Raw genomic sequence first — 25042 nt, 5'->3', positions numbered from 1 at the left:
CGGGGCGTCACAGTTGCTGCCAGTCGAGCCAGGTGCTGCCGGGCTGGTGCTGCCAGCGGTGATGTACGCCTCCGGGGTTGTTGGCGAAGATCTCCAACCGGCCGTCCCGATTGCGCAGAGCCCGGATGAAGTAACCGCCCCCGCCGAAGTCCTGCCAGGTCCGCCACGCCCCCGACGCGTCCACCTGATAGTTGTGCTGCACCATGTCGTCGTTCATGGCGAAGACTTCGATCCGCTCGTCGTGCGACTCCACCACCGCAAGCCGTGCGCCCGCCGGACCACCCAGCGGCTGCCACTCGTGCCAGTCACCGGCCGGCACGTTCTGCCAACGGTGATGCACACCGGACGAGTTGGTCGCGAAGACCTCCAACCGGCCGTCGCGGTTCTTCGCCACGTCCAGATGCTCTCCGCCCAGACCGAAGTCGACCCACTCCCGCCACGTCCCCACCAGATCCGTCTGACACGTATGCCGGAAGATGTCGTCATTCATGGCGAACACCTCGATCCGCCCGTCCGACGCCGGAGCCGCCGCAAGCCGCGCACCCGCCGGACCACCCAACGGGCGCCAGTCGTGCCACGTACCGCCCGGCGTGTTGTGCCAACGGTGGTGGACGCCGTCCGCGTTGGAGGCGAAGACCTCAAGGCGGCCGTCGTGGTTCTTGGAGACGGCCAGGTGGTCCCCGCCGCCGCCGAACGCGTACCAGTCGGCCCACTCCGCCGACACCTTCGCCTGATAGCGGTGCATGAACGTGTCACCGTTCATGGCGAACAGCTCCAGGCGTCCGTCCGGTGACGCCGTGAGTGCGAGAGCCGCCGACGCGGGGCCGCCGAACGCCCGCCAGCCCGACCACGCACCCCCCGGCTCATGCTGATACGTGTGGTAGATCTGATCGACCGCCGCGTGAAACGCCTCCACACGGCCGTCCGCCGACATCCCCACCGCGAGCCGCTGCCGCCGGTCGGGTGCCGAGGGGCCCTGCCACCAGCTCGTCTCCTTGCGGGCGCCGGCCCAAGAGAAGCTGAAGTGGATGTGGTTGGTGTGCGGGTTGGCGCCCCGGTAGGGCTGCCAGCCGGCGTTCGGGCGGTTGGCCATCCAGATGCGCCGGTTCCAGATCATGTACATGATGCCGAAGCGGCGGGCGAGTGCGTGCGGGTTGCCGTGCCGGTCCGTGGCGAGCAGCCAGTTGATGAGGTCGTCGGCCAGATGTTCCTGGCCCTGCACGTTCACGCCCCAGTCCCAGGCCCGCCCCTCCTTGTGCTCGCTCTGGCCCCCGCTGCCGCAGGCCCTGCTGATCCCCATGTTGGTCGTACCGGGGTAGGCGGCGAGGATCAGGTCGCGGAAGCCGATCAGGCCGGGCTTGGCCTCGGGGTCGCAGTCGCGCTGCGGTTCGTAGGGTGCGTACGGGTCGATGTCTGGACCGAATTCGGGTGCGGTGGGTGCCATGTCCGGCTCCTCGGGTCGGAGCCCCTCGCCCGGTGCGAGGGAGCGTCGTACCCGTAGGGCGCGTGATGGGAACGCGCGGCCGCCAGACGCGATCACGCGCCTGCCCCGTGGCAGGGCGCGGGCCCGCCCGACCGGACCCACGCCTCGTTCAGGTCGTCCTCGGTGCGTCCGCGCGCCGGGACAGGCACCCACGAGGAAGGCTTCCGTCGTGATCCATCGCAGAGTCGTGCTCCATCGCCGAGCCGTGATCCATCGCCGAGCTCCCCACCGGGCGGCCGTCGCGCTGACGGCCACCGCCCTGACGTTCACCGCGCTGCTGTCCGCCCCACTCACCTCCACCACTTCCACGGCACAAGCGGGCCCGCGCACCGGCGAGATCGTGCGCACCGACTCCGGCCTCGTGCGCGGCGCCCGGTCGGGCGCGCACCGCGTCTTCCGTGGCATCCCCTACGCGGGCGCCCCCAAGGGGCGCCACCGCTGGGCGCCGCCCCGCCCCGTACAGCCGTGGAAGGGGGTCAGGGACGCCACGAAGCCCGGGCCGCTGTGCCCGCAGGTGCCCTCGGCGTACGCGCAGATCTCCAGCACCGAGGAGGACTGCCTGGTCCTGAACGTCACGACGCCCCCGGCCGGGGACCGGCACCCGCGCCGGGCCGCGCCCGTCCTCGTGTGGATCCACGGCGACGGTTCGGTGGGCGGGGGCGGCTTCTTCGACGGACGCCGGCTGGCCGGGCGCGGCCTGGTGGTCGTCACCGTCAACTACCGTCTCGGCGTCTTCGGCGGTCTCGCCCTGCCGGGCCTGCGGGGGTCGGGCACCTTCGGCCTCCAGGACCAGCGTGCCGCCCTCACCTGGGTGCGCGACAACGCGCGGGCCTTCGGCGGCGACCCCGGCAACGTCACCGTGGCCGGGGTGTCGTTCGGCGCGTCCGCCGTGGCCGGGCATCTGACGTCGCCCGCCTCCAAGGGCCTGTTCCACCGTGCCGTCATGGCGAGCGGTGAGGCCTTGATGGACATGCCGGCCGGCGCGATGGGCCCCGGCGTGCCGGGCTATCCGTGGTACGTCTGGCGGGCGGGCCGGGAGATGGAGGACATCACCACCGAGATGACCTCGACCCTCGGCTGCCGGGACCGCCGTCCGCGGCGCACGCTCGCCTGCCTGCGTGCCCTGCCCGTCAAGAAGATCCTTGAGGTGCCGCACATCATGAACGCCTTCCAGGCGTTCGGATACGGCAACGCCACCCTGCCCGAGCTGCCCCCGAAGGCCCTGCGCGCCGGCCGTTTCCACCGCGTGCCCGTCCTGTCGGGCGGGACGCTCGACGAGCACCGGACGTTCGTCGGGATGCTGTACGACGCGGTGGGCAGGAAGTTCACCGAGGCCGACTACGGGCGGGCGCTGCGTACCGCGTTCGGCGGGCGGTCGGCGCGGCGGGTGCGGGCCGAGTACCCCACGGCCGCGTTCCCCTCCCCCGCGCTGGCGTGGGCCACCGTCGTCACGGACCGCATGTGGGCGCGCGGTACGCACGCCCAGCACGAGGCGCTGGCCCGCCATGTCCCCGTGTACGCCTACGAGTTCGCGGACCGGGACGCGCCGATGTTCCTGCCGCTGCCCGGCGACTTCGACTTCGGCGCCTTCCACGCGGGCGACATCCCGTACCTGTTCGAGGACGAGACGGCCGAGCCGCGGTTCAGCCCGGCCCAGCGGCGCCTGTCGGCCGCGATGAGCGGGTACTGGGCCGCGTTCGCCCGCACCGGCGCGCCGGGCGCCGCCGGGCCGCCCGCCTGGCCGCCCTACCGGCCGGACCACCCTGTGCACCGGCCGTACACCCAGTCACTGGCACCGCACCGGATCGGTCCCGTCGACTACTACCGTGAGCACAACCTCGCCTTCTGGGACCGCGAGGACCCAGGAGGACTGAGGAGGGCTGAGGCCGTCGGCGGGGCATCAACCCTGTGCTGCGACGCGCCTGCCCCGCTGCCACACCTCGCCGACCAGCGGCACCCCCGGCCGGTACGCCAGGTGGACGTGGCTCGGGGCGTCGAGGAGGGCCAGGTCCGCGCGGGCGCCCTCGCGGACGACGCCGATGTCCGTGCGGCGCAGGGCCGCCGCGCCGCCCGCCGTGGCCGACCAGATCGCCTCGTCCGGGGTCATGCCCATGTCCCGTACGGCGAGGGCGATGCAGAACGGGACCGAGGACGTGAAGGACGAGCCCGGGTTGCAGTCCGTGGAGAGGGCGACCGTCGCGCCCGCGTCCAGGAGGCGGCGGGCGTCGGGCCACTCGGCGCGGGTGGAGAACTCCGCGCCGGGGAGCAGCGTGGCGACCGTGTCGCTGTTGGCGAGGGCGTCGACGTCCGCGTCGGTGAGGTGTGTGCAGTGGTCGGCGCTCGCCGCGTCCAGCTCGACGGCCAGTTGCACGCCGGGGCCGTACGAGAGCTGGTTCGCGTGGATGCGGGGGTGCAGGCCCTTCGCCCTGCCGGCCGTCAGGATCGCGCGGGCCTGGTCGCCGTCGAACGCGCCCTTCTCGCAGAACACGTCGATCCAGCGGGCGTGCGGGGCGCAGGCGTCCAGCATGGGGCCCGTGACCAGGTCCACGTAGGCCGCGGGGTCCTCCGCGTGGTCCGGGGAGACGATGTGCGCGCCGAGGAACGTGACCTCCTCGGTGTGCTTGGCCGCGATGCGCAGGGCGCGGGCCTCGTCCTCCGTGGTCAGGCCGTAGCCCGACTTCGTCTCGAAGGTGGTCGTGCCCTGGCGGAGGGCCTCGCGGAGGTAGTGGGTGAGGTTCGCTTCGAGTTCGGTGTCCGTGGCGGCCCGGGTCGCGGCCACCGTCGTGCGGATGCCGCCCGCCTCGTAGGTGCGGCCCGACATGCGGGCGTTGAACTCCTGGGTGCGGTCGCCCGCGAAGACGAGGTGGGAGTGCGAGTCGACGAAGCCGGGGATCGCGGCGCGGTTCTCGGCGTCGTACGTCTCGTCGGCCGCCGGGGCCTTGGCCGCCGGGCCGACCCAGGCGATGGTCTCGCCGTCCAGGACGACGGCCGCGTCCGTGAGGAGGCCGAGGGGGGTGCCGTCGCCCTGGGAGGGGTCGTTCGTGACGAGGGCGGCGATGTTGGTGATGAGGGTGGTGGGCATGGTGCCTCCGGGGAGCGGCTGGAAAGGGCCGGGTCAGGGCAGCGTGTCAGTCTCTGAGCGCCGCGATCGCCTCCGTCAGCGCCGACGGTACGTCGGGCACCGACACGTGGGCACCGTCCCGCACCACATGGCGGCCCCCCACCACCGTGTGGCGGACGTCCGCCGCCGTGGCCGCGAACACCGCCGTCTCGGCGGCCAGGCGCGGAAGTGGGCCCGCCGTGCGGACCGAGTCGAGGGCGAGCGTCGTGAGGTCGGCGAGCGCGCCGCTCTCGATGGCGCCCGCGTCCGGCCAGCCGAGCGCCGCGTGCCCGTCGGCCGTCGCCGCGCGCAGCAGTGCCGCCGCCGTCCAGTGGCCGCGCGTGTGCGAGCGGAGGCGTTCGTTCAGCTCCATGGCGCGGGCTTCTTCGAGGATGTCGATGACGGCGTGGCTGTCGCTGCCCAGGGAGAGCGGGCTGCCCGCCCGCTGGAGGTGGAGGGCGGGCCCGATGCCGTCCGCCAGGTCGCGTTCCGTCGTCGGGCACATGCACGTGCCCGTCGTGGTGGAGCCGAGGAGGCCGATGTCCTCCTCCGTGAGGTGCGTGTTGTGGACGCCCGTGGTGCGGGGGCCGAGGACGCCGTGGTCCGCGAGGAGCTGTGTCGGCGTGCAGCCGTGCGCCTCCAGGCACGCGTCGTTCTCCGCCGTCTGCTCGGAGAGGTGGACGTGCAGCGGTGCCCGGCGGGCCGCCGCCCACTCCGCCACGGTGCCCAACTGCCCTGCCGGCACCGCTCGTACGGAGTGGATCGCCGCTCCGATCCGGGCGTGCGCGCGGTCCTTCAGGGACGAGACGCGCTCCGCCCACGCCTCCGTCGTACCGTCGGAGAAGCGGAGCTGGTGGCGGTTGGGGGGCTTGCCGCGGTCCTCGTCGAGGAGGCCCGACGCCACGTACGCCGTGTCGAGGAGCGTGATGCGGACGCCCGCGTCGGCGGCGGCCTGGATCAGCGCCTCGCCCATCGCGTTGGGGTCGTCGTACGGGGTGCCGCCGGGCGCGTGGTGGAGGTAGTGAAACTCCCCCACCGTCGTGATGCCCGCCAGCGCCATCTCCGCGTACACCGCGCGGGCCAGTGCGTGGTACGACTCCGGCGTCAGCCGGTCCGCCACCGCGTACATGACCTCCCGCCACGTCCAGAACGTGCCGGAGCCGACCTGCACCGTGCCGCGCAGCGCGCGGTGGAAGGCGTGCGAGTGGGCGTTGGCCAGGCCGGGGAGCGTCAGACCGCGCAGCACCGTCGCGCCGGGCGGGGGCGCCGCGACGTCCTTGCGGACGGCCGTGATCCGCTCGTCCGTCACCTCCACCGCCACGCCCGGCTCCACATGGGTGCCGAGCCAGGCGTGCTCCAGCCAGTACGTCGTCACGTGCACGCCAGTCCTTCCAGTACGTCGGCCAGTGCGGTCACCCCGGCCAGGCAGTCGTCCTCGGCGGCGTGTTCGGCCGGGGAGTGCGAGACGCCCGTGGGGTTCCGTACGAACAGCATGGCGGTCGGGATGGAGCCGGACAAAATACCCGCGTCGTGTCCCGCGCCCGTGCCGAGGACGGGGAGGGGGCGCTCCGCGCGGGCGCCGAGGATGGCGCCCAGCTCGTCGCGGAGCGCGTCCTCGAACTCGATGACCGGTGTGAAGGACTCACGGACGACGTCGAGGTCGATGCCGTGCCGGTCCGCGTACTCGCGGGCCGCCTTCTCGATGCCCGTGACGACGGTGTCGAGGGTGGCCTGGTCGGCGGCGCGGGAGTCGAGCCAGCCGCGGACGAGGGACGGGATGGCGTTGACGCCGTTCGGCTCGACGGAGATCTTGCCGAACGTGGCGACCGCACCCGCGAGCTCGGCCTCGCGACGGGCCGCGAGGACCGTCTCCGCGTAGGACAGCATCGGGTCGCGGCGGTCGACGAGGCGGGTGGTGCCCGCGTGGTTGGCCTCGCCGCGGAAGTCGAAGCGCCAGCGGCCGTGCGGCCAGATGGCGCTCGCGATGCCGACGGGGTCGCCGCTCAGGTCGAGGGCGCGGCCCTGCTCGACGTGGAGCTCCACGAACGCGCCGATGCGGGCGAGGCGTTCGGGGTCGGGGCCGATGTTGTACGGGTCGTAGCCCGCGGCCTCCATCGCCCGCGGCAGCGTCACGCCGTCGCCGTCCGTGAGCTTGTGCGCGGCCTCGACGGTGAGCTGCCCCGCGGTGAGCCGCGACCCCACGCAGGCCAGTCCGAAGCGGGCGCCTTCCTCGTCGCCGAAGTTGACGATGGCGAGGGGCTTGGTGAACTCGGCGCCCCGCGCGCGCAGTTCGTCCAGTGCCGCGAACGAGGAGACGACGCCCAGCGGGCCGTCGAAGGCGCCGCCGTCCGGGACCGAGTCCAGGTGGGAGCCCGTGACGACGGCTTCGCCGGCCGCCGGGTCGCCGAGCCAGGCCCACTGGTTGCCGTTGCGGTCCAGTTCGTAGGTGAGCCCGCGGGTATCCGCCTGCGCCTTGAACCAGGCACGGCAGTCCGCGTCGGCGCGTGTCCAGGCGTAGCGGCGGTAGCCGTGACTGCCCGCGTCGCGGCCGATGGGCAGCAGCTCCGCCCACATGCTGTGGAACGAGGAGGTCACGCGTCGCCACCCTCGCGCATGGGAACCCGTACACCCTTCTCGTCCGCCACCGACTCCGCGATGTCGTACCCGGCGTCCACATGCCGGATGACCCCCATGCCGGGGTCATTCGTCAGCACCCGGCGGATCTTCTCGCCGGCCAGCTTCGTGCCGTCGGCGACCGAGACCTGGCCCGCGTGGATGGAGCGGCCCATGCCGACGCCGCCGCCGTGGTGGAGGGAGACCCAGGAGGCGCCGGAGGCGACGTTCACCATGGCGTTCAGGAGGGGCCAGTCGGCGATCGCGTCGGAGCCGTCGAGCATGGCCTCGGTCTCGCGGTACGGCGAGGCGACGGAACCGCAGTCCAGGTGGTCGCGGCCGATCGCGAGGGGGGCCTGGAGCTCGCCGCTCGCCACCATGTCGTTGAAGCGCTCGCCCGCCTTGTCGCGCTCGCCGTAACCGAGCCAGCAGATACGGGCGGGCAGGCCCTGGAAGTGCACGCGTTCGCCCGCCATCTTGATCCAGCGGTGCAGGGATTCGTTCTCCGGGAAGAGGTCGAGGATCGCCTTGTCGGTCTTGTGGATGTCGGACGCCTCGCCGGAGAGCGCCGCCCAGCGGAAGGGGCCCTTGCCCTCGCAGAAGAGGGGGCGGATGTAGGCGGGGACGAAGCCGGGGAAGGCGAAGGCGCGCTCGAAACCGGCGAGTTGCGCCTCGCCGCGGATCGAGTTGCCGTAGTCGAAGACCTCGGCGCCCGCGTCCATGAAGCCGACCATCGCCTCGACGTGCTTCGCCATCGACTCGCGGGCACGCGCGGTGAAGCCCGCCGGGTCCTTCGTGGCGTACGCCTGCATCTCGTCGAAGGCGACGCCGCTCGGCAGGTACGAGAGCGGGTCGTGGGCGGAGGTCTGGTCCGTCACGATGTCGATGGGCGCCGACTCGGCGAGCATGCGCGGCAACAGGTCCGCGGCGTTGCCGAGGAGGCCGATGGAGAGCGGGCGGCGGGCGTCGCGCGCCTCGACGGCCAGCTGGAGCGCGTGCTCCAGGGAGTCCGCCCGCACGTCCAGGTACTTGTGCTCGATGCGGCGCTCGATGGCGCGCGGGTCGCAGTCGATACAGATCGCGACGCCGTCGTTCATGGTGACGGCGAGCGGCTGGGCGCCGCCCATGCCGCCGAGTCCGGCGGTGAGGGTGATCGTCCCGGCCAGGGTCCCGTTGAACTTCTTCGCGGCGACGGCGGCGAACGTCTCGTAGGTGCCCTGGAGGATGCCCTGCGTGCCGATGTAGATCCAGGAGCCCGCGGTCATCTGCCCGTACATGGTGAGGCCGAGCTGCTCCAGGCGGCGGAACTCCTCCCAGTTCGCCCAGTCGCCCACCAGGTTGGAGTTGGCGATCAGGACGCGCGGCGCCCACTCGTGGGTCTGCATGACGCCGACGGGGCGGCCGGACTGGACGAGCATCGTCTCGTCCTGCTTGAGGGTCGTGAGGGTGCGCACCATCGCGTCGAAGGAGCGCCAGTCGCGGGCCGCCTTGCCGGTGCCGCCGTAGACGACGAGCTTGTCGGGGTGCTCGGCGACCTCGGGGTCGAGGTTGTTCTGGAGCATGCGGAGGGCGGCTTCCTGCTGCCATCCCAGGGCGCTCAGTTCCGTACCGCGCGGGGCCCGTACGGGGCGGGGTCCTGACATGGCGATGCCTCCTCGAAGCTGTGACCTTGTTATTCACATCCTGAGGTTCTGAATAGGGCTAGTCAATAGCGAACGAATGCGCGGGTACGCCAGCGGGGGTCCGGCCCGGATGATTGGCTGGATCACATGGCTCACGACGAGGACGAAGCACAGCGGACCCCCGACGACTCACCGCCGACCCAGGTCCTCCGCACCGGCGCCGACACCGCCGCCCGCCGCGACCAGGCCGTCCGCGCCGCGGTCGAGCAGGGCCTCGTCGGGCCCGCCGCACCCGTCGTGGGCCTGCTCGACGTCGCCGGCATCCGGGCGAGCGCCGCCGCCCTGCACGCCGCCTTCGACGCCGTCACCCCGCCCGGCACGCCCGTCCTGCACGCCTTCGCCGTGAAGGCGACGCCGCTCGTGCCGGTCCTGCGGCTGCTGCGCTCGGCGGGGATCGGCGCCGAGGTGGCGTCCCCCGGCGAGCTGGCCCTCGCGCGCGCCGCCGGGGTACCGCCCGCCGACACCGTCCTCGACTCGCCCGCCAAGACCCCGGCCGAACTGCGCGAGGCGCTGGCGCTCGGCATCGCCGTGAACGCGGACAACCCGCAGGAGTTGGCCCGCATCGACGCGCTGGCCCGGTCGGCGCCGACCGGCTCGCCCGTCGGCATCCGCGTGAACCCGCAGATCGGCGGCGGCGCGATCGGCGCCCTGTCGACGGCGACGGCCACCTCCAAGTTCGGTGTGCCGCTGCTCGACGAGGGCGCGCGGGACTGGGTGGTACGGGCCTGCCTCGACCGGCCGTGGGTGACCCGCCTGCACGCGCACTCCGGGTCGCAGGGCATGCCCCTGGAGATGATGGTGCGGGGCGTCGGAGCGGCGTACGAACTGGCCGAGGAGATCAACGAGCGCGCCGGGCGGCGGCAGATCGACACGATCGACATCGGCGGCGGGCTACCCGTCAACTTCGGCTCCGACGAGGAGACGCCGACCCACGCGCAGTACGCGCGGCGGCTCAAGGCGCGGGTGCCCGGGCTGCTCGACGGGCGGTACGGCATCGTCACCGAGTTCGGCCGCTCGCTGCTCGCCAAGCACGGCACGGTGCTGGCCCGCGTCGAGTACGCGAAGCGGGCGGGCGGGCGGTCCATCGCCGTGACGCACGCGGGCGTGCAGGTGGCGACCCGGACGGTGTACGCGCCGGCGTCGTGGCCGCTGCGGATCGCCGCGTACGACGCGAAGGGGCTGCCCAAGAGCGGGCCCGCCGTCGGGCAGGACGTCGCGGGGCCGGCCTGCTTCGCGGGTGACCTGCTCGCGGAGAACCGGCCGCTGCCGCTGCTCGAAGCGGGGGATCATGTGGCGGCGCTGGACACCGGGGCGTACTACTTCGCGCAGCACTACTCGTACAACAGCCTTGTGCGGCCCGGCGTTTACGGCTTCTCCGCGGACGGCGGGGCGGTGCGCTTCGCGGTCGTACGGGAGCCGCAGACGCTGGAGGACATCGTGGCGGAGTCGGGCGGCCGCACGGAACGCGACGCCCTCCACCACCTCTGACGCACCGGCCCCCTTCGCGGGAGGCGTCTGCGAAGTCGCCGCCCAGGGGCGCGGGGAACTGCGCGAGCAACCCAAAACCACCCGCACCCGCCAAGCAACCGCCGCACGCAGACACGTCTGCGGGGCCCGGACCGTACGCCCCCGCAGGCCCGCTGTGGCTGGTCGCGCAGTTCCCCGCGCCCCTAAAAACAGCCGCACCGGGCCCGGCGGCCCCGTAAGGGGCGCGGGGAACTGCGCGAACAACCCAAGATCACCCGCACCCGCCAAGCAACCGCCACAGGCAGACACGTCTGCGGAGCCCGGACCGTACGCCCCTACAGGCCCGCTATGGCTGATCGCGCAGTTCCCCGCGCCCCTGGGCGGCACCTTCGGGAGCGTCCCCCGCAAAGGGGGCCGGAACGCTCTGAGGTTGCTCAAGTCGCGCTTAGTGATCTGGGTCACGGGCAGACCCTCGTCCAGTCCCGATCCAGTCCCGAACCCCGGGGGAGGGCCCTGTGACGACATCGGACACGTCCGCCACCGCAACACCACCGGCCGGAGAGCCGGCGCTGCACCGCGCCATCGGTCCCAAGCTGCTGATCCTCTTCGTGATCGGCGACATCCTCGGCACCGGCATCTACGCCACCACGGGCAAGGTCGCGGGAAAGGTCGGCGGCGCGCTGTGGCTGCCGTTCGCGATCGGGTTCGTCGTGGCGATCCTGACGGCGGCGTCGTACGTCGAACTGGTCGGCAAGTACCCGAAGGCGGCCGGTGCCGCGCTCTACGCCCAGAAGGCGTTCAAGACGCCGTTCCTCACCTTCATCATCGCGTTCATGGTGATGTGCTCCGGGCTCTCCTCCGCGAGCGCCGCCGCCCGGGCCTTCAGCGGCGACTATCTGGGAGAGCTGACGGACGACGCGCTGCCGCCCACCCTGATCGCCATCACCTTCATCGTGCTGCTCGCCGCGCTGAACATGCGGGGCGTCTCGGAGTCGGTCAAGACGAACGTCGTCCTCACCCTCGTCGAGCTGACCGGCCTCGCGATCATCCTCGCGATCGGTGTGTACGCGGTGCTGACCGGGGACGGCGAACCCTCGCGCCTCACCGAGTTCGAGACGGGCGACGGCACCGGATACGCCCTGATGACCGGCGTGCTCGGCGCGACCGCGCTCGGCTTCTTCGCCTTCGTCGGCTTCGAGGACTCGGTGAACATGGCCGAGGAGACGAAGGACCCGGTCCGCACCTTCCCGCGCGCGATCTTCATCGGCGTCGCGGTGACCGGCACGATCTACGTCCTGGTGGCGCTGGTCTCGTCCCTGCTCGTCGACCACAAGACCCTGGAGGGGTCGAGCGGTCCCCTCCTGGAGGTCGTCAAGGCCGGCGGCGTCGACTTCCCGCACAAGCTGTTCGCCCTGATCGCCCTCTTCGCGGTGACCAACTCGGCCCTCATCAACATCATGATGGCCTCGCGGCTCTGCTACGGCATGGCCAACGAACGCATCCTGCCCCGCGCCATGGGCCGCGTCCTCGCCAAGCGCCGCACGCCCGTCGTCGGCATCGTCTTCGTCTCGCTGCTCGCCATCGGCCTGGTGTCGACCGGTGAGATCGAAGGGCTCGGCGACACCACGGCGTTCCTGCTGCTGTGCGTCTTCGCGGTGGTCAACGTGGCGGTCCTGGTGCTGCGCCGCGACCCCGTCGAGCACGAGCACTTCCGTACGCCGACCGTCCTGCCGGTCCTCGGCGCCGTCACGGCCCTGGTCCTCGCGAGCCCCCTCGCGGACCGCCCCGCGGAGGTCTACATCCGCGCCGGCGTCCTGATCGCCATCGGCGTCGGCCTGTGGGGCGTCAACAAGGCGGTGCTGAAGGCGCGCGGCGAGGAGTGAGACTCCTCAGCGTCGCGCGGCCGCCGTCGTCGTGCGGCGGGCGCCGCCCGGGGCCGCGTCGCCCGCCGCGATGCCCGTGCTGCGGTAGCCCTTGACGGGCCCGCCCGCGGGGGCGCCCGCGCGCCGGCCCAGCCAGTCGACGCGCACCCACAGGAGTACGTCGTCGTCGCGTTCGCGGCGGCCGATGCGCGCCGCCTTCGCCCACAGGCCCGCTCCCGCGCCCGCGAGGGCCGCGCCGCCCGCGACGGGGACGGCGAAGGCGGTGCCGAGGGCGGCGAGGAACGCGGCGGCGAGCCACCAGCGGTGGCCGCGCCGCCAGTTCCGCACGGTCACGGACCGGCTCTGCAACACGTCGTACTTCCCGGCGCGGGTCGCCTCGCGGGCGAGACCGTCGTAACGCTTTCCGCGGGAGTACGCGACGACGACGGCCACGATGATGAGGAGGGCGGCGCCGGTGAGGACGCCGATACGCCGCCCGGTGAGCCCGTCCGGCAGCGCCCCGACACCGGCGGCCACCACCCCGAGCCACCACAGGGGCGCCGCCCCGGCCCGTACGACCACCGGCACCCTCGCCAGCCCGTGCCCACCGCGTCCCACGTCGCCTCCCGCGCCTCCCGCCGTGCTTCTTCGGCGGAGGAGGCTAGCGCCGGAATATGAGGAGAGGGTGAGAGCGGGGCGCCCGCCCCGGCGGGGTCACTCCACGAACAGCCCCCGCTCCGCCGCCCGCACGTCGAACTCCTCCAGGCGTGCCTGCGCGTCCGGGAGGCCGTCGCACATCGCCTCCAGGAGAACCCGGCCGAGCAGCATCGGCGCGCAGGCCGTGTCGAAGGCGAGGCCCGTGCCGACCGCGGCCGGCAGGAGGAGGTCGGAGTGGGCGGCCACGGGGGCGAACGCGGAGTCGGCGACGGTGACGACCGTCAGGCCCGCCGACCGGGCGTGGGCGAGCGCGTCGACGACCTCGCGGGGGTGGCGGGGCAGCGCGAAGCAGAGGAGGGCGGTGGCGCCCGCGCGGACCGCCGCGTCGAGGCGGTCGGCCAGCATCGTGCCGCCCTCGTCGAGGAGCCGCACGTCGGGGTGGACCTTGGCGGCGAAGTACGAGAAGCCGTACGCCTGCGAGGCGGCGGCCCGCAGGCCGAGGACGGGCAGGGGCCGGGAGGCGGCGAGGAGCCGTCCGGCGCGCTCCACGGGCTCCGGGTCGGCGAGGGCCTCGGCGAGGTGCCGCAGGTTCTCGATCTCCGCCTCCACGGCCTGCTGGTACTCGTTCGCCAGGGCCTTCGCCGACGTCTCGGGGGGCGCCACGTCCCGCAGGTGCCTGCGCAGGGCCGGGTAGCCGTCGAAGCCGAGGGCGACGGCGAAGCGGGTGACCGAGGGCTGACTCACCCCGGCGAGCTCGGCAAGCTCCACGCTGGACAGGAAGGGCGCGTCGGCGGCCCTGCGCACCATGCAGTGCGCGATGCGCCGCTGGGTGGGTGTGAGCCGGTGGCCCTCGAAGAGCACTTGCAGTCGCGCGGCAGGGCTGTCAGTCATGCCGTCCCCCTCAGGATGTCCGTACCCGCAGTCGTTCCGGCGCCGAGCTCCGACCGGAGCCGGGTGAACCGGTCGGGGAGTCCCGCCGCCGCCGTCACATCATGCGTCAGCGGCCGGTCCGCGATCTCCGCTTCGAGCACGGGGTCGGCGAGTGCGGAGCCGGCGAGCGCGACCGCTTCCCGCTCGCCGGCCACCGCGTCCGCGATGCGAGACGACTGCACGCGCATTCCCTCCTCCGTACCGAAAACTATTGACAACTTATTCAGACAGCGAGAACTCTGCATGACGATATGCAGCCGGGCAAGGCGGCGTGCCCGTCCTCGCGCCCAGCTCCGGGACGGGCCGAAGGAGATGCGTCATGGCAGCTGAGGACCTGGTGGAGCGGCGCTCCATCGACGTCGTCCCGGACGACGAACGGCACGGCACGGCGTTCAGCCAGTTCACGCTCTGGCTCGGCGCCAATCTCCAGATCACCGCGGTCGTCACGGGCGCCCTCGCCGTCGTCTTCGGCGGCGACGTGGTGTGGTCGCTCGTCGGCCTCGTCCTCGGCAACCTGCTGGGCGGCGCGGTGATGGCCCTGCACTCGGCGCAGGGCCCGAAGCTCGGCCTGCCGCAGATGATCCAGTCGCGGGCCCAGTTCGGCGTGAAGGGCGCGGTCGTCCCGCTGCTCCTCGTCATCCTCATGTACGTCGGGTTCTTCGCGAGCGGCAGCGTCCTCGCGGGCCAGGCGACGGCGGAACTGACGCACACGGACGACACCACGGGCATCGTCGTCTTCGCCGCCGTCACGGCGGTCATGGCGGCGGTCGGCTACCGCGTCATCCACGCGCTCGGCCGGGTGGCGAGCGTGATCTGCGCGCTCGCGTTCGTCTACCTCGGCATCCGCCTCGTCGACCGCGTGGACATCGGCGCACTGTTCTCGGACGCCCACTTCGACCTGCCGATGTTCCTGCTCGCCGTCTCGCTCTCGGCGTCCTGGCAGCTGGCGTTCGGTCCGTACGTCGCGGACTACTCGCGCTACCTGCCGCGTACGACGTCGGCGAAGGCCACGTTCTGGTGGACGCTCTCGGGGTCGGCGCTCGGCTCGCAGTGGTCCATGACGTTCGGCGTGCTCGTGGCGGCGAGCGCGGGGGACGCCTTCCTCGCCAACCAGGTCGGCTACGTCGTCGGCCTCGGCGGCACCGGCCTGATCGCCTCCTTCCTCTACTTCGTGATCGCCCTCGGCAAGCTGACCATCAACGTGCTCAACACCTACGGCGGCTTCATGTCGATGGTGACCAGCGTCAGCGGCTTCCGGGGACAGAAGGTCGTCGGGCCGCGCGGGCGGGCCGCGTACATCGCCGTGATCATGGTGGCGGGCACGGCGGTGGCGCTGCTCGGCAAGGACAGCTTCCTGGCGTCCTTCAAGGACTTCCTGCTGTTCCTGCTGACCTTCTTCACGCCCTGGTCGGCGATCAACCTGGTCGACTACTACCTGATCTCCCGCGAGCGGTACGACATCCCCGCCCTCTTCGACCCGCACGGCCGCTACGGCGCCTGGCGCTGGGACGCGCTGCTCGTCTACGGCGTGGGACTCCTCGCCCAGCTCCCGTTCCTGGTCACGCACTTCTACACGGGTCCGCTGGTCGACCCGCTGGGCGGCGCCGACATCTCGTGGCTCGTGGGGCTCGTGGTGCCTGCGGTGCTGTACTGGTCCCTGGCCAGGCGGAACCCGCCCGTCCCTGGGGCCGGCGCCCCGGCGGAAAGGGGGGTTAGCCCCAGCGCCAGCGAGGCCACCGCGCCGTAACGTCAACGGTTATGGAAGCCCGTGACGCGGAACTCAAGAAGGAACTCGACGCCACCCTGCACGCCCGCAGGGAGCTCGGCGAAGAGTACGACTCCGCCTTGGTCGACTCGTTCCTCGGGAAGGTCGAGCAGCGTCTGGACGGCACGATCGACCGCCGCCTGCGCCGCCACCTGGCCGAGCAGCAGATGGTCGTCGCCCGGGGCGCCCGCTCCCCCGGCAGCCCCGTCGACTCCTGGAGCGAGCGCTTCGGCTTCGGCGTGATCTCGCTGGTCCTCGCGATCCCGCTCTCGGCGATCGCCGCGGTGAATGCCGGGCTGACCGGCCTCTTCGTCTCTTGGGCCGGCATCCTGGGGGTGAACGCGGTGCACGGGCTGCGCGGCACGTCTTTCGTCCGCCGCCGCGAGGACCACCGCTCCTCGGAGTGGGACGCCTGACTTTCTTCGCCTGCGGGCCGGTGGGGGCTGGTAGCGCAGTTCCCCGCGCCCCTGGGTAGTCCTCCTCGCCGCCCGCCGAAGCGTGGGCCTTCAGGGGCGCGGGGAACTGCGCGAACAACCCCCACGCACCCGCAGACGAGAAACCGCCCAACCCAGCGGAGCGTCAGCGCGGGGACCGCCGCACCCCCGGGCCCTGCCCAGGGGGCGGGACGACGGCGGTCCCCGCGAGGAACGCGGACCGGGTCAGAGCCGGCCCGCATCCGGGCGTCCGTGGAGGTCCGGGAGCCGCTCCGGAGTTCCTGACGCCGACAACGACCAATGTGCCGCAGCCGTGTTAAGCCGGTGCTGCGCGCACATGACACGCGCGTACCGCTTCGGAGAAGTTCCTCACCGACTCACCGGGACCGCTGCCTCACTGGGACTGCTGCCCCGCGAGGAACGCGAGCAGGTCCTGCCGGCTCACGACACCGGTCGGCTTCCCCTCGACCAGGACGATCGCCGCGTCCGCGCCACCGAGCACCGACATCAGGTCCGCCACCGGCTCACCGGAGCCGACCTGCGGCAGCGGGTCCGACATGTGCTTCTCCAGCGGGTCGGAGAGCGAGGCGCGCTGCGTGAAGAGCGCGTCGAGCAGCTCCCGCTCCACGACCGAGCCGATGACCTCGGCGGCCATCACGTCGGGGTGGCCCGCGCCCGGCTTGACGATCGGCATCTGCGAGACGCCGTACTCGCGCAGCACCTCGATGGCCTCCCCGACGGTCTCCTCGGGGTGCATGTGGACCAGCGAGGGCAGCTCGCCGCCCTCCTTGCGGCCCAGCACGTCGCCGACGCGCGGCTGGTCGCCGGCCTCCTCCAGGAAGCCGTAGTCGTTCATCCACTCGTCGCTGAAGATCTTGCTCATGTAGCCGCGGCCGCTGTCCGGCAGCAGGACGACCACCACATCGTCCGGACCGAGCCGCTCCGCGACGCGCAGCGCCGCCACGACGGCCATGCCGCAGGAACCGCCGACGAGCAGCCCCTCCTCCTTGGCGAGCCGCCGGGTCATCTGGAAGGAGTCCTTGTCGGACACGGCGATGATCTCGTCGGTGACATTGCGGTCGTACGCAGTGGGCCAGAAGTCCTCACCGACGCCCTCGACGAGGTAGGGCCGCCCGGAGCCGCCCGAGTACACGGACCCCTCGGGGTCGGCACCGACGACGGTGACCTTGCCGCCGGAGATCTCCTTCAGGTAATTGCCCGTGCCGGAGATGGTGCCGCCGGTCCCGATGCCCGTCACGAAGTGGGTGATCCTCCCCTCCGTCTGCTCCCACAGCTCGGGGCCGGTGGAGTGGTAGTGGGAGAGCGGGTTGTTCGGGTTGCTGTACTGGTCGGGCTTCCAGGCACCGGGCGTCTCGCGCACGAGCCGGTCGGAGACGTTGTAGTACGAATCCGGGTGCTCGGGGTCGACGGCGGTCGGGCAGACCACCACATCGGCGCCGTACGCGCGCAGCACGTTGATCTTGTCGAGGGACACCTTGTCCGGGCAGACGAAGATGCACTTGTAGCCCTTCTGCTGGGCCACGATGGCAAGCCCGACGCCCGTGTTGCCGGACGTCGGCTCGACGATCGTCCCGCCGGGCTTCAGCTCCCCGCTCTGCTCGGCCGCCTCGATCATGCGCAGCGCGATGCGGTCCTTCACGGAACCGCCGGGGTTGAAGTACTCGACCTTGGCCAGGACGGTCGCCTGGATGCCCGCGGTCACGTTGTTGAGCCTCACGAGCGGGGTGTTGCCGACGAGGCTGATCATCGAGTCGTGGAATTGCACCGTTGTCTCCGGGCTGCGATGTAGTGCGACGAATTGGTGCGGTCAGCCTAGGGCTTCTCGCGAAACCCTGAGGGGCCTCCTCATCCGTTCACCTCCGCTTGCGATTGGCCGACCGTGCTTACGGGGCAATGAGTGGATGTACGGCCGTACGAACCGGTACGGCACGAGGAGGTGGCTGTAGGGCATGTCGAGGGCGAGGGTGGCGCGGCGGATCGCCGCGGGCGCGGCGTACGGCGGCGGCGGCATCGGGCTGCTCGGGGCCGCCACGGTGGGCGTGGTGCTGGCCGAGGTACAGCTGGCGAAGCGGAACGTGGGCAATGGCGGGCACACGGATCCACCGCGGGCGGACGGCCGGTACGGCGGGGCGTTCGCCCGTCCCGCCCGCGCCGATTCCCCCGAACCGGTGCGGTTCGCCATGCTCGGGGACTCCACGGCGGCGGGGCAGGGCGTGCACCGGGCCAGGCAGACCCCGGCGGCGCTGCTCGCCTCCGGCCTCGCCGCGGTCGCCGAGCGTCCCGTCGACCTGCGGAACGTGGCGCTGCCGGGCGCCCAGTCGGACGACCTGGACCGGCAGGTGACGCTGATCCTGTCGGACCCGACCTGGGTGCCGGACGTCTGCGTGATCATGATCGGCGCGAACGACGTGACGCACCGGATGCCGCCGACGCGGTCGGTGCGCCATCTCTCCGCCGCGGTGCGCAGGCTCCGTACGGCCGGTGCGGAGGTCGTCGTCGGCACCTGCCCCGACCTGGGCACGGTCGAGAACGTCTACCAGCCCCTGCGGTGGCTGGCCCGGCACGTCTCGCGGCAGCTGGCCGCGGCGCAGACGATCGGGGTGGTGGAGCAGGGCGGGCGGACGGTGTCGCTGGGCGACCTGCTGGGCCCCGAGTTCGCGGCGCACCCGCGCGAACTCTTCGGCCCCGACCGCTACCACCCCTCCGCGGAGGGCTACGCGACGGCGGCGATGGCAGTGCTCCCCACGCTCTGCGCGGCGCTCGGCCTGTGGCCGGAGGAGGACCGCCCGGACGTCTCGCGCCGCGAGGGCTTCCTGCCGGTGGCAACGGCTGCGGCCCAGGCGGCCTCGGAGGGCGGCACGGAGGTCACAGCCGCGATGCCGACGGGCCCGCGCGGCCCTTGGGCCCTCCTCAAACGCCGACGCCGCCGCCGCATCAACGCCCCGGAACCGTCGCCGCTCCCTCACTGACCACCTGCGGGCCGGTGGGGGTTGCTCGCGCAGTTCCCCGCGCCTCTGGGTGGTCCTCCGCCGCCCCGCCCGTTCACGGCTACCTGCGGGCCGGTGGGGGCTTGTCGCGCAGTTCCCCGCGCCCCTGGGTGGTCCTCCTCGCCGCCCGCCGAAGGGTGGGCCTTCAGGGGCGCGGGGAACTGCGCGAGCAACCCCCACCGGCCCGCAGGCGGAGAACGCACCCCCACCCGCCCAGGGCCCCGCGGCCTGAGCGCCCGCTTAGAAATGCGGCCCGCGTCACACCCCCGACCCGATGACCGATAGCGATACGTGCAGGTAACTTCCCAGAGAGCCCTGACCCACCCCACCCTTCGCCTCGTCACTGGAGCGTCCTGATGCCCGAAGCCGTGATCGTCTCTGCCGCCCGCACCCCGATCGGCCGCGCCTTCAAGGGCTCGCTGAAGGATCTGCGTCCGGACGACCTGACCGCCACCATCATCGAGGCCGCCCTCGCCAAGGTGCCGGAGCTGGACCCGAAGGACATCGACGACCTGATGCTGGGCTGCGGCCTGCCCGGTGGCGAGCAGGGGCACAACCTCGGCCGCATCGTGGCCGTGCAGCTGGGCATGGACCACCTGCCGGGCTGCACCATCACCCGGTACTGCTCCTCGTCCCTCCAGACCTCCCGCATGGCCCTGCACGCCATCAAGGCCGGCGAGGGCGACGTCTTCATCTCCGCCGGTGTGGAAATGGTGTCGCGGAGTGTGAAGGGGACCAGCGACGGGCTGCCCGACACCCACAACCCCCTCTTCGCCGACGCCGAGGCCCGCACCGCCGCCGTCGCCGAGAGCGAGGGCTCCACGTGGCACGACCCGCGTGAGGACGGGCTCATCCCGGACGCGTACATCGCGATGGGGCAGACCGCCGAGAACCTCGCCCGCCTCAAGGGCGTCACCCGTCTGGACATGGACGAGTTCGGCGTCCGCTCGCAGAACCTCGCCGAGGAAGCCATCAAGAATGGTTTCTGGGAGCGGGAGATCACCCCTGTCACCACCCCGGACGGGACGGTCGTCAGCAAGGACGACGGGCCGCGCGCGGGCGTCACCATGGAGGGCGTGCAGGGCCTCAAGCCCGTCTTCCGCCCCGACGGCATGGTCACGGCGGGCAACTGCTGCCCGCTGAACGACGGCGCCGCCGCCCTCGTGATCATGAGCGACACCAAGGCCCGCGAGCTGGGCCTGACCCCGCTCGCCCGCATCGTCTCCACCGGCGTCACCGGCCTCTCCCCCGAGATCATGGGCCTCGGCCCGGTCGAGGCGTCCAAGCAGGCCCTGCGGCGGGCCGGGCTCACCATCGACGACATCGACCTCGTCGAGATCAACGAGGCCTTCGCCGCGCAGGTGATCCCGAGCTACCGCGACCTGGGCATCGACATCGACAAGCTCAACGTCAACGGCGGCGCCATCGCCGTCGGCCACCCCTTCGGCATGACGGGCGCCCGCATCACGGGCACGCTCATCAACTCCCTCCAGTTCCACGACAAGCAGTTCGGCCTGGAGACGATGTGCGTCGGCGGCGGCCAGGGCATGGCGATGGTCATCGAGCGCCTCAGCTAGGCAGCCAGGGTCTGCCACCGCGGGCCCCCCGGGTCCCCAGGTCCCACAGGCCCCTGGATCACTTCGTGACCCAATCTCCCCCAGGATGTGACCTATCTCCTGGGGGAGATATATCTGCCCAGCTCAGCACGGGTGTGCGGTGATACACCGGGCCGAAAGACCTGTCCATTTCGTGACGTAATGCACTGACAGGCGGATCGTGCAGGCTTCAAGCTGATGTAGGAAGTCGGGGGTCGACTTGGAACCGGGAGTACGTCAGTGAGCGCCTTGCCCCTTGCCCTGCTGCTCTCCACGGCCGCTGCCACGGCCGTGGGCGTCGCCGCCCTGCACGCCGTGCACGGCCTGCGCAAGCAGCTCGCCGAGATCACAGCCCTGCACGCCGAGCAGGCCGACAGGCGTGCCACGAGCGGCGCGCAGCCGACGGTGCCGGCCGCCCGCGCCACGGTGGACACCGACGAGATACGCGCGGCCGTGACCGAGGCGCTCGCCGAGGAGCGGGAGCGGGAGCTCGCCGAGGCCCGCGCCTTCTGGGCGGCCCAGGAGGCCCGTGACGGCTCCGAGGGGCCCTCGCTGCTCAGTGGCCTGCCCGGCATCCCCGACAGCATCGCCGACGAGCTGTTCCTGCCGCGCCAGGCCGACTTCGCGGGCCTGGAGTCCGACAGCCTGGAGCCGGTGGCCGAGCCCTTCGCCGACCCGGCGGGGACCGACGAGTTCGCCGGCGGCACTCCCCTGGACGGGGTGCACGGCGGGGACTCCCCCGAGCTGGCCGCCGCCCGCCGCCGCCACCCCTCGCACCCGGACTTCGTGCCGGTGCAGACCCCGGCCCCCGACGGCGCCCGCGGCGACCACGAGCGCACGGTGGAGTGCCTCGAGGAGCTCGCCGCCGCCCGCACCGCACTCGCCGACGTCCGGCCGGGACCGCTGGGCACCCTGGACGTGTACGTCTTCGCGGACGGTACGACGCTGTGCATGACGCCCGGCCACCGCGAGACGGCCGAGCTCCTCGCCGCGGCCCTGCGCGAGGGCAGGACGCCGTTCCTGCTGGGCGGCTCCGGCATCTCGGGCGCGTACGCCCTGACCTTCGAGTGCGGCACCGAGAACATCTACATCCTGGCCGACCGCGTCATCGCGTCCGTCTGAGGCGACGGGGGGCACAGGGCGGGCCCCGGAGGGCCGCAAGAGGGCCCTTAGACTCCCGCCCGCTTCTGCGCCTCCTCCACGAGGCGCAGCACCCGCTCCAGCTCCTCGGCGTCCGTCAGGACGAGGGCCAGGTCCCGGCCGGCGACGGTAATCTGGTCGGCGGCGGCGAACATCCCGGCGTCCGGCATCTCCCGCGGTGGGGTCCCCGGCTCCTCGATGCGCTGTGCGAGCACCGCCAACTCCCTGGCCAGAGCGAGCGCTTCGGTCGCCGCGCCGCGTTGCAGCCGGCTCTGTGGCGCGGCCCGCAGGCGGTCGGCGAAATGGTCCACTGCGGCCGTCAAAGGCGTCGTATCGAGCACCCCGCGACCCTATGTGCCTTTACGGGACTGTTGCCAACGCCCCTGCACTCAGGCACGGTGTCGTGAAGGACGGAACACATCGCGACGCGTCCGGAGGCGCCGATGTCACAAGTCTTCTCCGAGGAGACCCACCGCAACCTGCTCGCCCGAATCCCCCATTGCACCGGTCGTGAAGTCTCCGACTGGCTCCGCGCCGTGGACGAAGGACCCTCTCTCTTCCGCTTCGAGGAGAAGGTCAGCTGGCTCCGCGCCGAACACAATCTCGCGTACGGCCACGCGAAGGCGATCATCCACGAGTACGACCTCAGGCGGGCCGCCCGCAAGTTCCTCTGACCCCCACCCACACGGCGAAGGGCCCGCGGACCGTCTCCGGTCCGCGGGCCCTTCGGTTCAGCTGTCAGGCGCTGTCAGCCGTCTCAGTCGTTGCCCGAGAAGATGGCGATCAGGCGCAGGAACTCCATGTAGATCCAGACGAGCGTCATCGTCAGACCGAACGCGGCGAGCCAGGCCTCTTCCTTCGGGGCGCCGTACGCGATGCCGTCCTCGACCTGCTTGAAGTCCAGGGCCAGGAAGCAGGCGCCGAGCAGGATGCCGACGATGCCGAACGCGATGCCGAGGCCACCGCTGCGGAAGCCGAGACCGTCACCGCCGCCGAAGACCATGAACAGCAGGTTCACGGAGGTCAGCAGCAGGAAGCCGAGGGCCGCGGCCATCACGAAGCCGTAGAAACGGCGGTTGACGCGGATCCAGCCCGCCTTGTAGGCCACGAGGACGCCGATGAAGACGGCCATCGTGCCGAGCACGGCCTGCATGGCCGCGCCGCTCGCGATGCGGTTGTCGACGACGCTGGAGATGACGCCGAGGAAGACGCCTTCCAGCGCGGCGTACGCCAGGATCAGCGCGGGCGAGGCCTTGCGCTTGAAGGCCTGGACGAGGCCGAGCACCATCGCGACGAGGCCGGCGCCGATCGCGATGCCGTACGACTTGCTGATGTTCGCGTCGTCCACCGGCAGCAGCGCCCAGGCGAGCGCGGCCGTGACCACGAGCGTGCCGAGCGTGGTCGCGGTGCGCATGACGACGTCGTCCATCGTCATGCGTCCCGCGGTGGTCACGGGCGCCTGGGGGGCGCCGTGCTGCGGGTCCTGCTGGGCGTACGGATTGGTGGCGTAGGGGTTGGTGGCGGGGGCCTGCTGGCCGCCCGCGTACGGATTGCCCTGCGCGTACGGGTTGCCCTGCTGGGTCTGGGTCGCGGCTGCGGGTCCCCCGGCCTGCGGCTGCGCGCCGAAGCCGGCGAAGCCGTTGTCGCGGCTGAACCCCCGTCGCGAGAAGACCGGGTTACTGCTCCTCATTTCACTCCTCCATGGCCACCGTGTGTGGCTTTGCCTCAAGAGTAATGCGTAGGCAAAGGGATGGACCTAGTGCTTGGGGAGGATCTTTCCCTCTCTGTGAGGGAGAACGCTCGACCCGGGGCGTACTGTTCCCGGATCGGTACCGTTCCGCCGCCCGGGTGACCCCGCGGGCCGGGGGGAGCGGTGCCGCCGGCACCTTCACCAATCAGCGGATGTGCCCGGAGCCGGACTCGAACCGGCACGCCCCCGAGGGGCAGCGAGGTTTAAGCTCGCCGTGTCTGCATTCCACCATCCGGGCAGGCCATGGGCTCCGCGTCGAGGCTTCGACCCTATCGGGAGGCATCCCCCGAACAGCGGAAGGACAGCCCGATGTTGTCTTATTTTATTGACGTCTGAGGGTGCATCAGCCGTTGTCACGGTCCGTTGGTACATGCCGGAGGCCTGTACCCGGGCCCGGCCGGGCTCGTGGGCCTCTGCGCGGAATGACGGAATTTAGCCCTCCCGACGTTCCCGGTCCCGCTTTCTCCTCCTTTCCGCATCGGGGACGCACGTCATACCCAGGTATGACAGGACGCCCTCAAGTCCGACTCGAGATGGCCCCGGGAACCGGAACAGGGGCTGACTACAGGGCGCTGATCGGCAAGGACGATGGAGTACGTCCCCACTCGTCGTCCCGACAGGAGCACCACCCCGTGACCACCACCCCCTTCGCCACCCGCGCCACCGCCGTGGCCGCGCGCGCCACGGAACTCTCCAAGGTGTACGGACAGGGTGAGACCCAGGTGGTCGCCCTGGACCGGGTCTCCGTCGACTTCGGGCAGGGCGAGTTCACCGCGATCATGGGCCCCTCGGGCTCCGGCAAGTCGACCCTGATGCACTGCGTCGCCGGTCTGGACAGCTTCAGCTCCGGCTCCGTGCGCATCGGCGACACCGAGCTGTCCACGCTCAAGGACAAGCAGCTCACGAAGCTCCGCCGGGACAAGATCGGCTTCATCTTCCAGGCGTTCAACCTGCTGCCGACCCTGACGGCCCTGGAGAACATCACGCTGCCGATGGACATCGCGGGCCGTAAGCCGAACCGCGAGTGGGTCGAGCAGGTCATCGAGATGGTCGGCCTCTCCGGGCGGCTCAAGCACCGGCCCACCGAGCTCTCCGGCGGCCAGCAGCAGCGCGTGGCCGTGGCCCGCGCGCTCGCCTCCCAGCCGGAGATCATCTTCGGTGACGAGCCGACCGGAAACCTCGACTCGCGCTCCGGCGCGGAGGTCCTCGGCTTCCTCCGCAACTCCGTGCGCGACCTCGGGCAGACCGTCGTGATGGTCACCCACGACCCGGTCGCCGCGTCGTACGCGGACCGCGTGATCTTCCTCGCGGACGGGCGCGTCGTCGACGAGATGCACCGGCCGACCGCGGACGGGGTGCTCGACCGTATGAAGCACTTCGACGCGAAGGGCCGCACGAGCTAGTGGCCGCTCGGCCTCGGGCGGCTCCCCTGCCGCCGTCGAGGTCCGGCATTCGTCGGGACTGCGGGCCGCTCGTGGCTTGTCGCGCAGTTCCCCGCGCCCCTGGGAGGCCCCTGCGGGGCACTCCCCCCTTCACTTCACCCTGGACTCACACCC

20 protein-coding genes, 1 tRNA gene and 1 pseudogene are annotated in these 25042 nt (G+C 71.9%); 10 read left to right on the top strand and 12 right to left on the bottom strand.

Annotated elements, in window-relative coordinates; all coding sequences use genetic code 11:
* Window positions 1–7 precede the first annotated feature (7 nt).
* Window positions 8–1444, bottom strand: a complete 1437-nt coding sequence (locus tag ACZ4Z4_RS14495; RefSeq protein WP_468326771.1) for a PLL family lectin — start codon at window positions 1442–1444, stop codon at window positions 8–10.
* On the opposite strand from ACZ4Z4_RS14495, the pseudogene ACZ4Z4_RS14490 reads away from it, so the two are divergent.
* Window positions 1410–3188 (top strand): annotated as a pseudogene (locus ACZ4Z4_RS14490) (carboxylesterase/lipase family protein); the annotation flags it as partial. The gene ACZ4Z4_RS14495 and the pseudogene ACZ4Z4_RS14490 overlap by 35 nt on opposite strands.
* A gap of 195 nt (window positions 3189–3383) precedes the next feature.
* Here the strand turns inward: ACZ4Z4_RS14490 and hutI are convergent.
* The 4 genes from hutI to hutU are packed head-to-tail and all read right to left on the bottom strand — an operon-like array spanning window position 3384 to window position 8839.
* Window positions 3384–4565 (bottom strand): imidazolonepropionase, encoded by a 1182-nt coding sequence (hutI, locus tag ACZ4Z4_RS14485; protein ID WP_468326769.1) that lies wholly within the window; start codon window positions 4563–4565, stop codon window positions 3384–3386.
* Window positions 4566–4611: 46 nt separating this feature from the next.
* The gene (locus tag ACZ4Z4_RS14480; protein ID WP_468326768.1) at window positions 4612–5964 is read right to left on the bottom strand and encodes a formimidoylglutamate deiminase; all 1353 of its coding nucleotides are present in this window, start codon (window positions 5962–5964) and stop codon (window positions 4612–4614) included.
* Complete coding sequence (locus ACZ4Z4_RS14475; protein WP_468326892.1) at window positions 5955–7157, bottom strand: allantoate amidohydrolase; 1203 nt, start codon at window positions 7155–7157, stop codon at window positions 5955–5957. The genes ACZ4Z4_RS14480 and ACZ4Z4_RS14475 overlap by 10 nt, the downstream gene beginning before the upstream one ends.
* A 17-nt stretch (window positions 7158–7174) precedes the next feature.
* Window positions 7175–8839 carry a urocanate hydratase gene (gene hutU / locus ACZ4Z4_RS14470; RefSeq protein WP_468326767.1) on the bottom strand — a complete coding sequence of 555 codons (1665 nt, stop codon included), beginning with the start codon at window positions 8837–8839 and terminating at the stop codon, window positions 7175–7177.
* Between the two features lie 126 nt (window positions 8840–8965).
* Between hutU and ACZ4Z4_RS14465 the strand changes: the two genes are divergently transcribed.
* Window positions 8966–10366 carry a type III PLP-dependent enzyme domain-containing protein gene (locus tag ACZ4Z4_RS14465; protein WP_468326766.1) on the top strand — a complete coding sequence of 467 codons (1401 nt, stop codon included), beginning with the start codon at window positions 8966–8968 and terminating at the stop codon, window positions 10364–10366.
* Window positions 10367–10860: 494 nt separating this feature from the next.
* Window positions 10861–12228, top strand: coding sequence for an APC family permease (locus tag ACZ4Z4_RS14460; protein WP_468326764.1), 1368 nt, complete (start codon window positions 10861–10863; stop codon window positions 12226–12228).
* 6 nt (window positions 12229–12234) lie between these two features.
* On the opposite strand, the gene ACZ4Z4_RS14455 is transcribed toward ACZ4Z4_RS14460, so the two are convergent.
* The 3 genes from ACZ4Z4_RS14455 to ACZ4Z4_RS14445 form a co-directional block, all read right to left on the bottom strand.
* Window positions 12235–12825, bottom strand: coding sequence for a hypothetical protein (locus ACZ4Z4_RS14455; RefSeq protein WP_468326763.1), 591 nt, complete (start codon window positions 12823–12825; stop codon window positions 12235–12237).
* A gap of 96 nt (window positions 12826–12921) precedes the next feature.
* Window positions 12922–13755 carry a MurR/RpiR family transcriptional regulator gene (locus tag ACZ4Z4_RS14450; protein WP_468326762.1) on the bottom strand — a complete coding sequence of 278 codons (834 nt, stop codon included), beginning with the start codon at window positions 13753–13755 and terminating at the stop codon, window positions 12922–12924.
* Entirely contained in the window at window positions 13752–13976 is a 225-nt protein-coding gene (locus ACZ4Z4_RS14445) for a hypothetical protein (RefSeq protein WP_468326760.1), read from the bottom strand. The genes ACZ4Z4_RS14450 and ACZ4Z4_RS14445 overlap by 4 nt, the downstream gene beginning before the upstream one ends.
* A gap of 137 nt (window positions 13977–14113) precedes the next feature.
* On the opposite strand from ACZ4Z4_RS14445, the gene ACZ4Z4_RS14440 reads away from it, so the two are divergent.
* Both ACZ4Z4_RS14440 and ACZ4Z4_RS14435 read left to right on the top strand, forming a co-directional pair.
* A complete protein-coding gene (locus ACZ4Z4_RS14440; protein ID WP_468326758.1) occupies window positions 14114–15541 on the top strand; it encodes a purine-cytosine permease family protein in 1428 nt (475 codons plus the stop codon).
* Between the two features lie 11 nt (window positions 15542–15552).
* The gene (locus ACZ4Z4_RS14435) at window positions 15553–15975 is read left to right on the top strand and encodes a hypothetical protein (protein WP_468326757.1); all 423 of its coding nucleotides are present in this window, start codon (window positions 15553–15555) and stop codon (window positions 15973–15975) included.
* A gap of 412 nt (window positions 15976–16387) precedes the next feature.
* Here ACZ4Z4_RS14435 and ACZ4Z4_RS14430 read toward each other — a convergent pair whose 3' ends face one another.
* The gene (locus ACZ4Z4_RS14430) at window positions 16388–17779 is read right to left on the bottom strand and encodes a cystathionine beta-synthase (protein WP_468326755.1); all 1392 of its coding nucleotides are present in this window, start codon (window positions 17777–17779) and stop codon (window positions 16388–16390) included.
* A 184-nt stretch (window positions 17780–17963) separates the two neighbouring features.
* On the opposite strand from ACZ4Z4_RS14430, the gene ACZ4Z4_RS14425 reads away from it, so the two are divergent.
* From ACZ4Z4_RS14425 to ACZ4Z4_RS14415, 3 genes are all read left to right on the top strand, one after another.
* Window positions 17964–18983: an SGNH/GDSL hydrolase family protein gene (locus tag ACZ4Z4_RS14425; RefSeq protein WP_468326754.1), complete on the top strand. Its 1020-nt coding sequence runs from the start codon at window positions 17964–17966 to the stop codon at window positions 18981–18983.
* 374 nt (window positions 18984–19357) lie between these two features.
* Complete coding sequence (locus tag ACZ4Z4_RS14420) at window positions 19358–20578, top strand: acetyl-CoA C-acetyltransferase (RefSeq protein WP_468326753.1); 1221 nt, start codon at window positions 19358–19360, stop codon at window positions 20576–20578.
* Between the two features lie 258 nt (window positions 20579–20836).
* Window positions 20837–21718, top strand: a complete 882-nt coding sequence (locus tag ACZ4Z4_RS14415; protein WP_468326751.1) for a hypothetical protein — start codon at window positions 20837–20839, stop codon at window positions 21716–21718.
* A gap of 47 nt (window positions 21719–21765) precedes the next feature.
* On the opposite strand, the gene ACZ4Z4_RS14410 is transcribed toward ACZ4Z4_RS14415, so the two are convergent.
* Window positions 21766–22077, bottom strand: coding sequence for a hypothetical protein (locus ACZ4Z4_RS14410; RefSeq protein ID WP_468326749.1), 312 nt, complete (start codon window positions 22075–22077; stop codon window positions 21766–21768).
* A gap of 102 nt (window positions 22078–22179) precedes the next feature.
* Between ACZ4Z4_RS14410 and ACZ4Z4_RS14405 the strand changes: the two genes are divergently transcribed.
* On the top strand, window positions 22180–22410 hold the full coding sequence (locus ACZ4Z4_RS14405) for a DUF4287 domain-containing protein (protein WP_055545457.1): 231 nt from the start codon (window positions 22180–22182) through the stop codon (window positions 22408–22410).
* Window positions 22411–22493: 83 nt separating this feature from the next.
* Here ACZ4Z4_RS14405 and ACZ4Z4_RS14400 read toward each other — a convergent pair whose 3' ends face one another.
* Both ACZ4Z4_RS14400 and ACZ4Z4_RS14395 read right to left on the bottom strand, forming a co-directional pair.
* The gene (locus ACZ4Z4_RS14400) at window positions 22494–23426 is read right to left on the bottom strand and encodes a Bax inhibitor-1/YccA family protein (RefSeq protein WP_468326747.1); all 933 of its coding nucleotides are present in this window, start codon (window positions 23424–23426) and stop codon (window positions 22494–22496) included.
* Window positions 23427–23641: 215 nt separating this feature from the next.
* A tRNA-Leu gene (locus ACZ4Z4_RS14395) sits at window positions 23642–23724 on the bottom strand.
* A 394-nt stretch (window positions 23725–24118) separates the two neighbouring features.
* On the opposite strand from ACZ4Z4_RS14395, the gene ACZ4Z4_RS14390 reads away from it, so the two are divergent.
* Window positions 24119–24889: an ABC transporter ATP-binding protein gene (locus tag ACZ4Z4_RS14390; RefSeq protein WP_362998497.1), complete on the top strand. Its 771-nt coding sequence runs from the start codon at window positions 24119–24121 to the stop codon at window positions 24887–24889.
* The last annotated feature ends 153 nt before the right edge of the window (window positions 24890–25042 follow it).

The organism is Streptomyces sp. NPDC030245 (assembly GCF_055572995.1).
The sequence above is the reverse complement of the archived record's forward strand: the minus strand, read 5'-3'. Positions and strand labels throughout refer to the sequence as shown.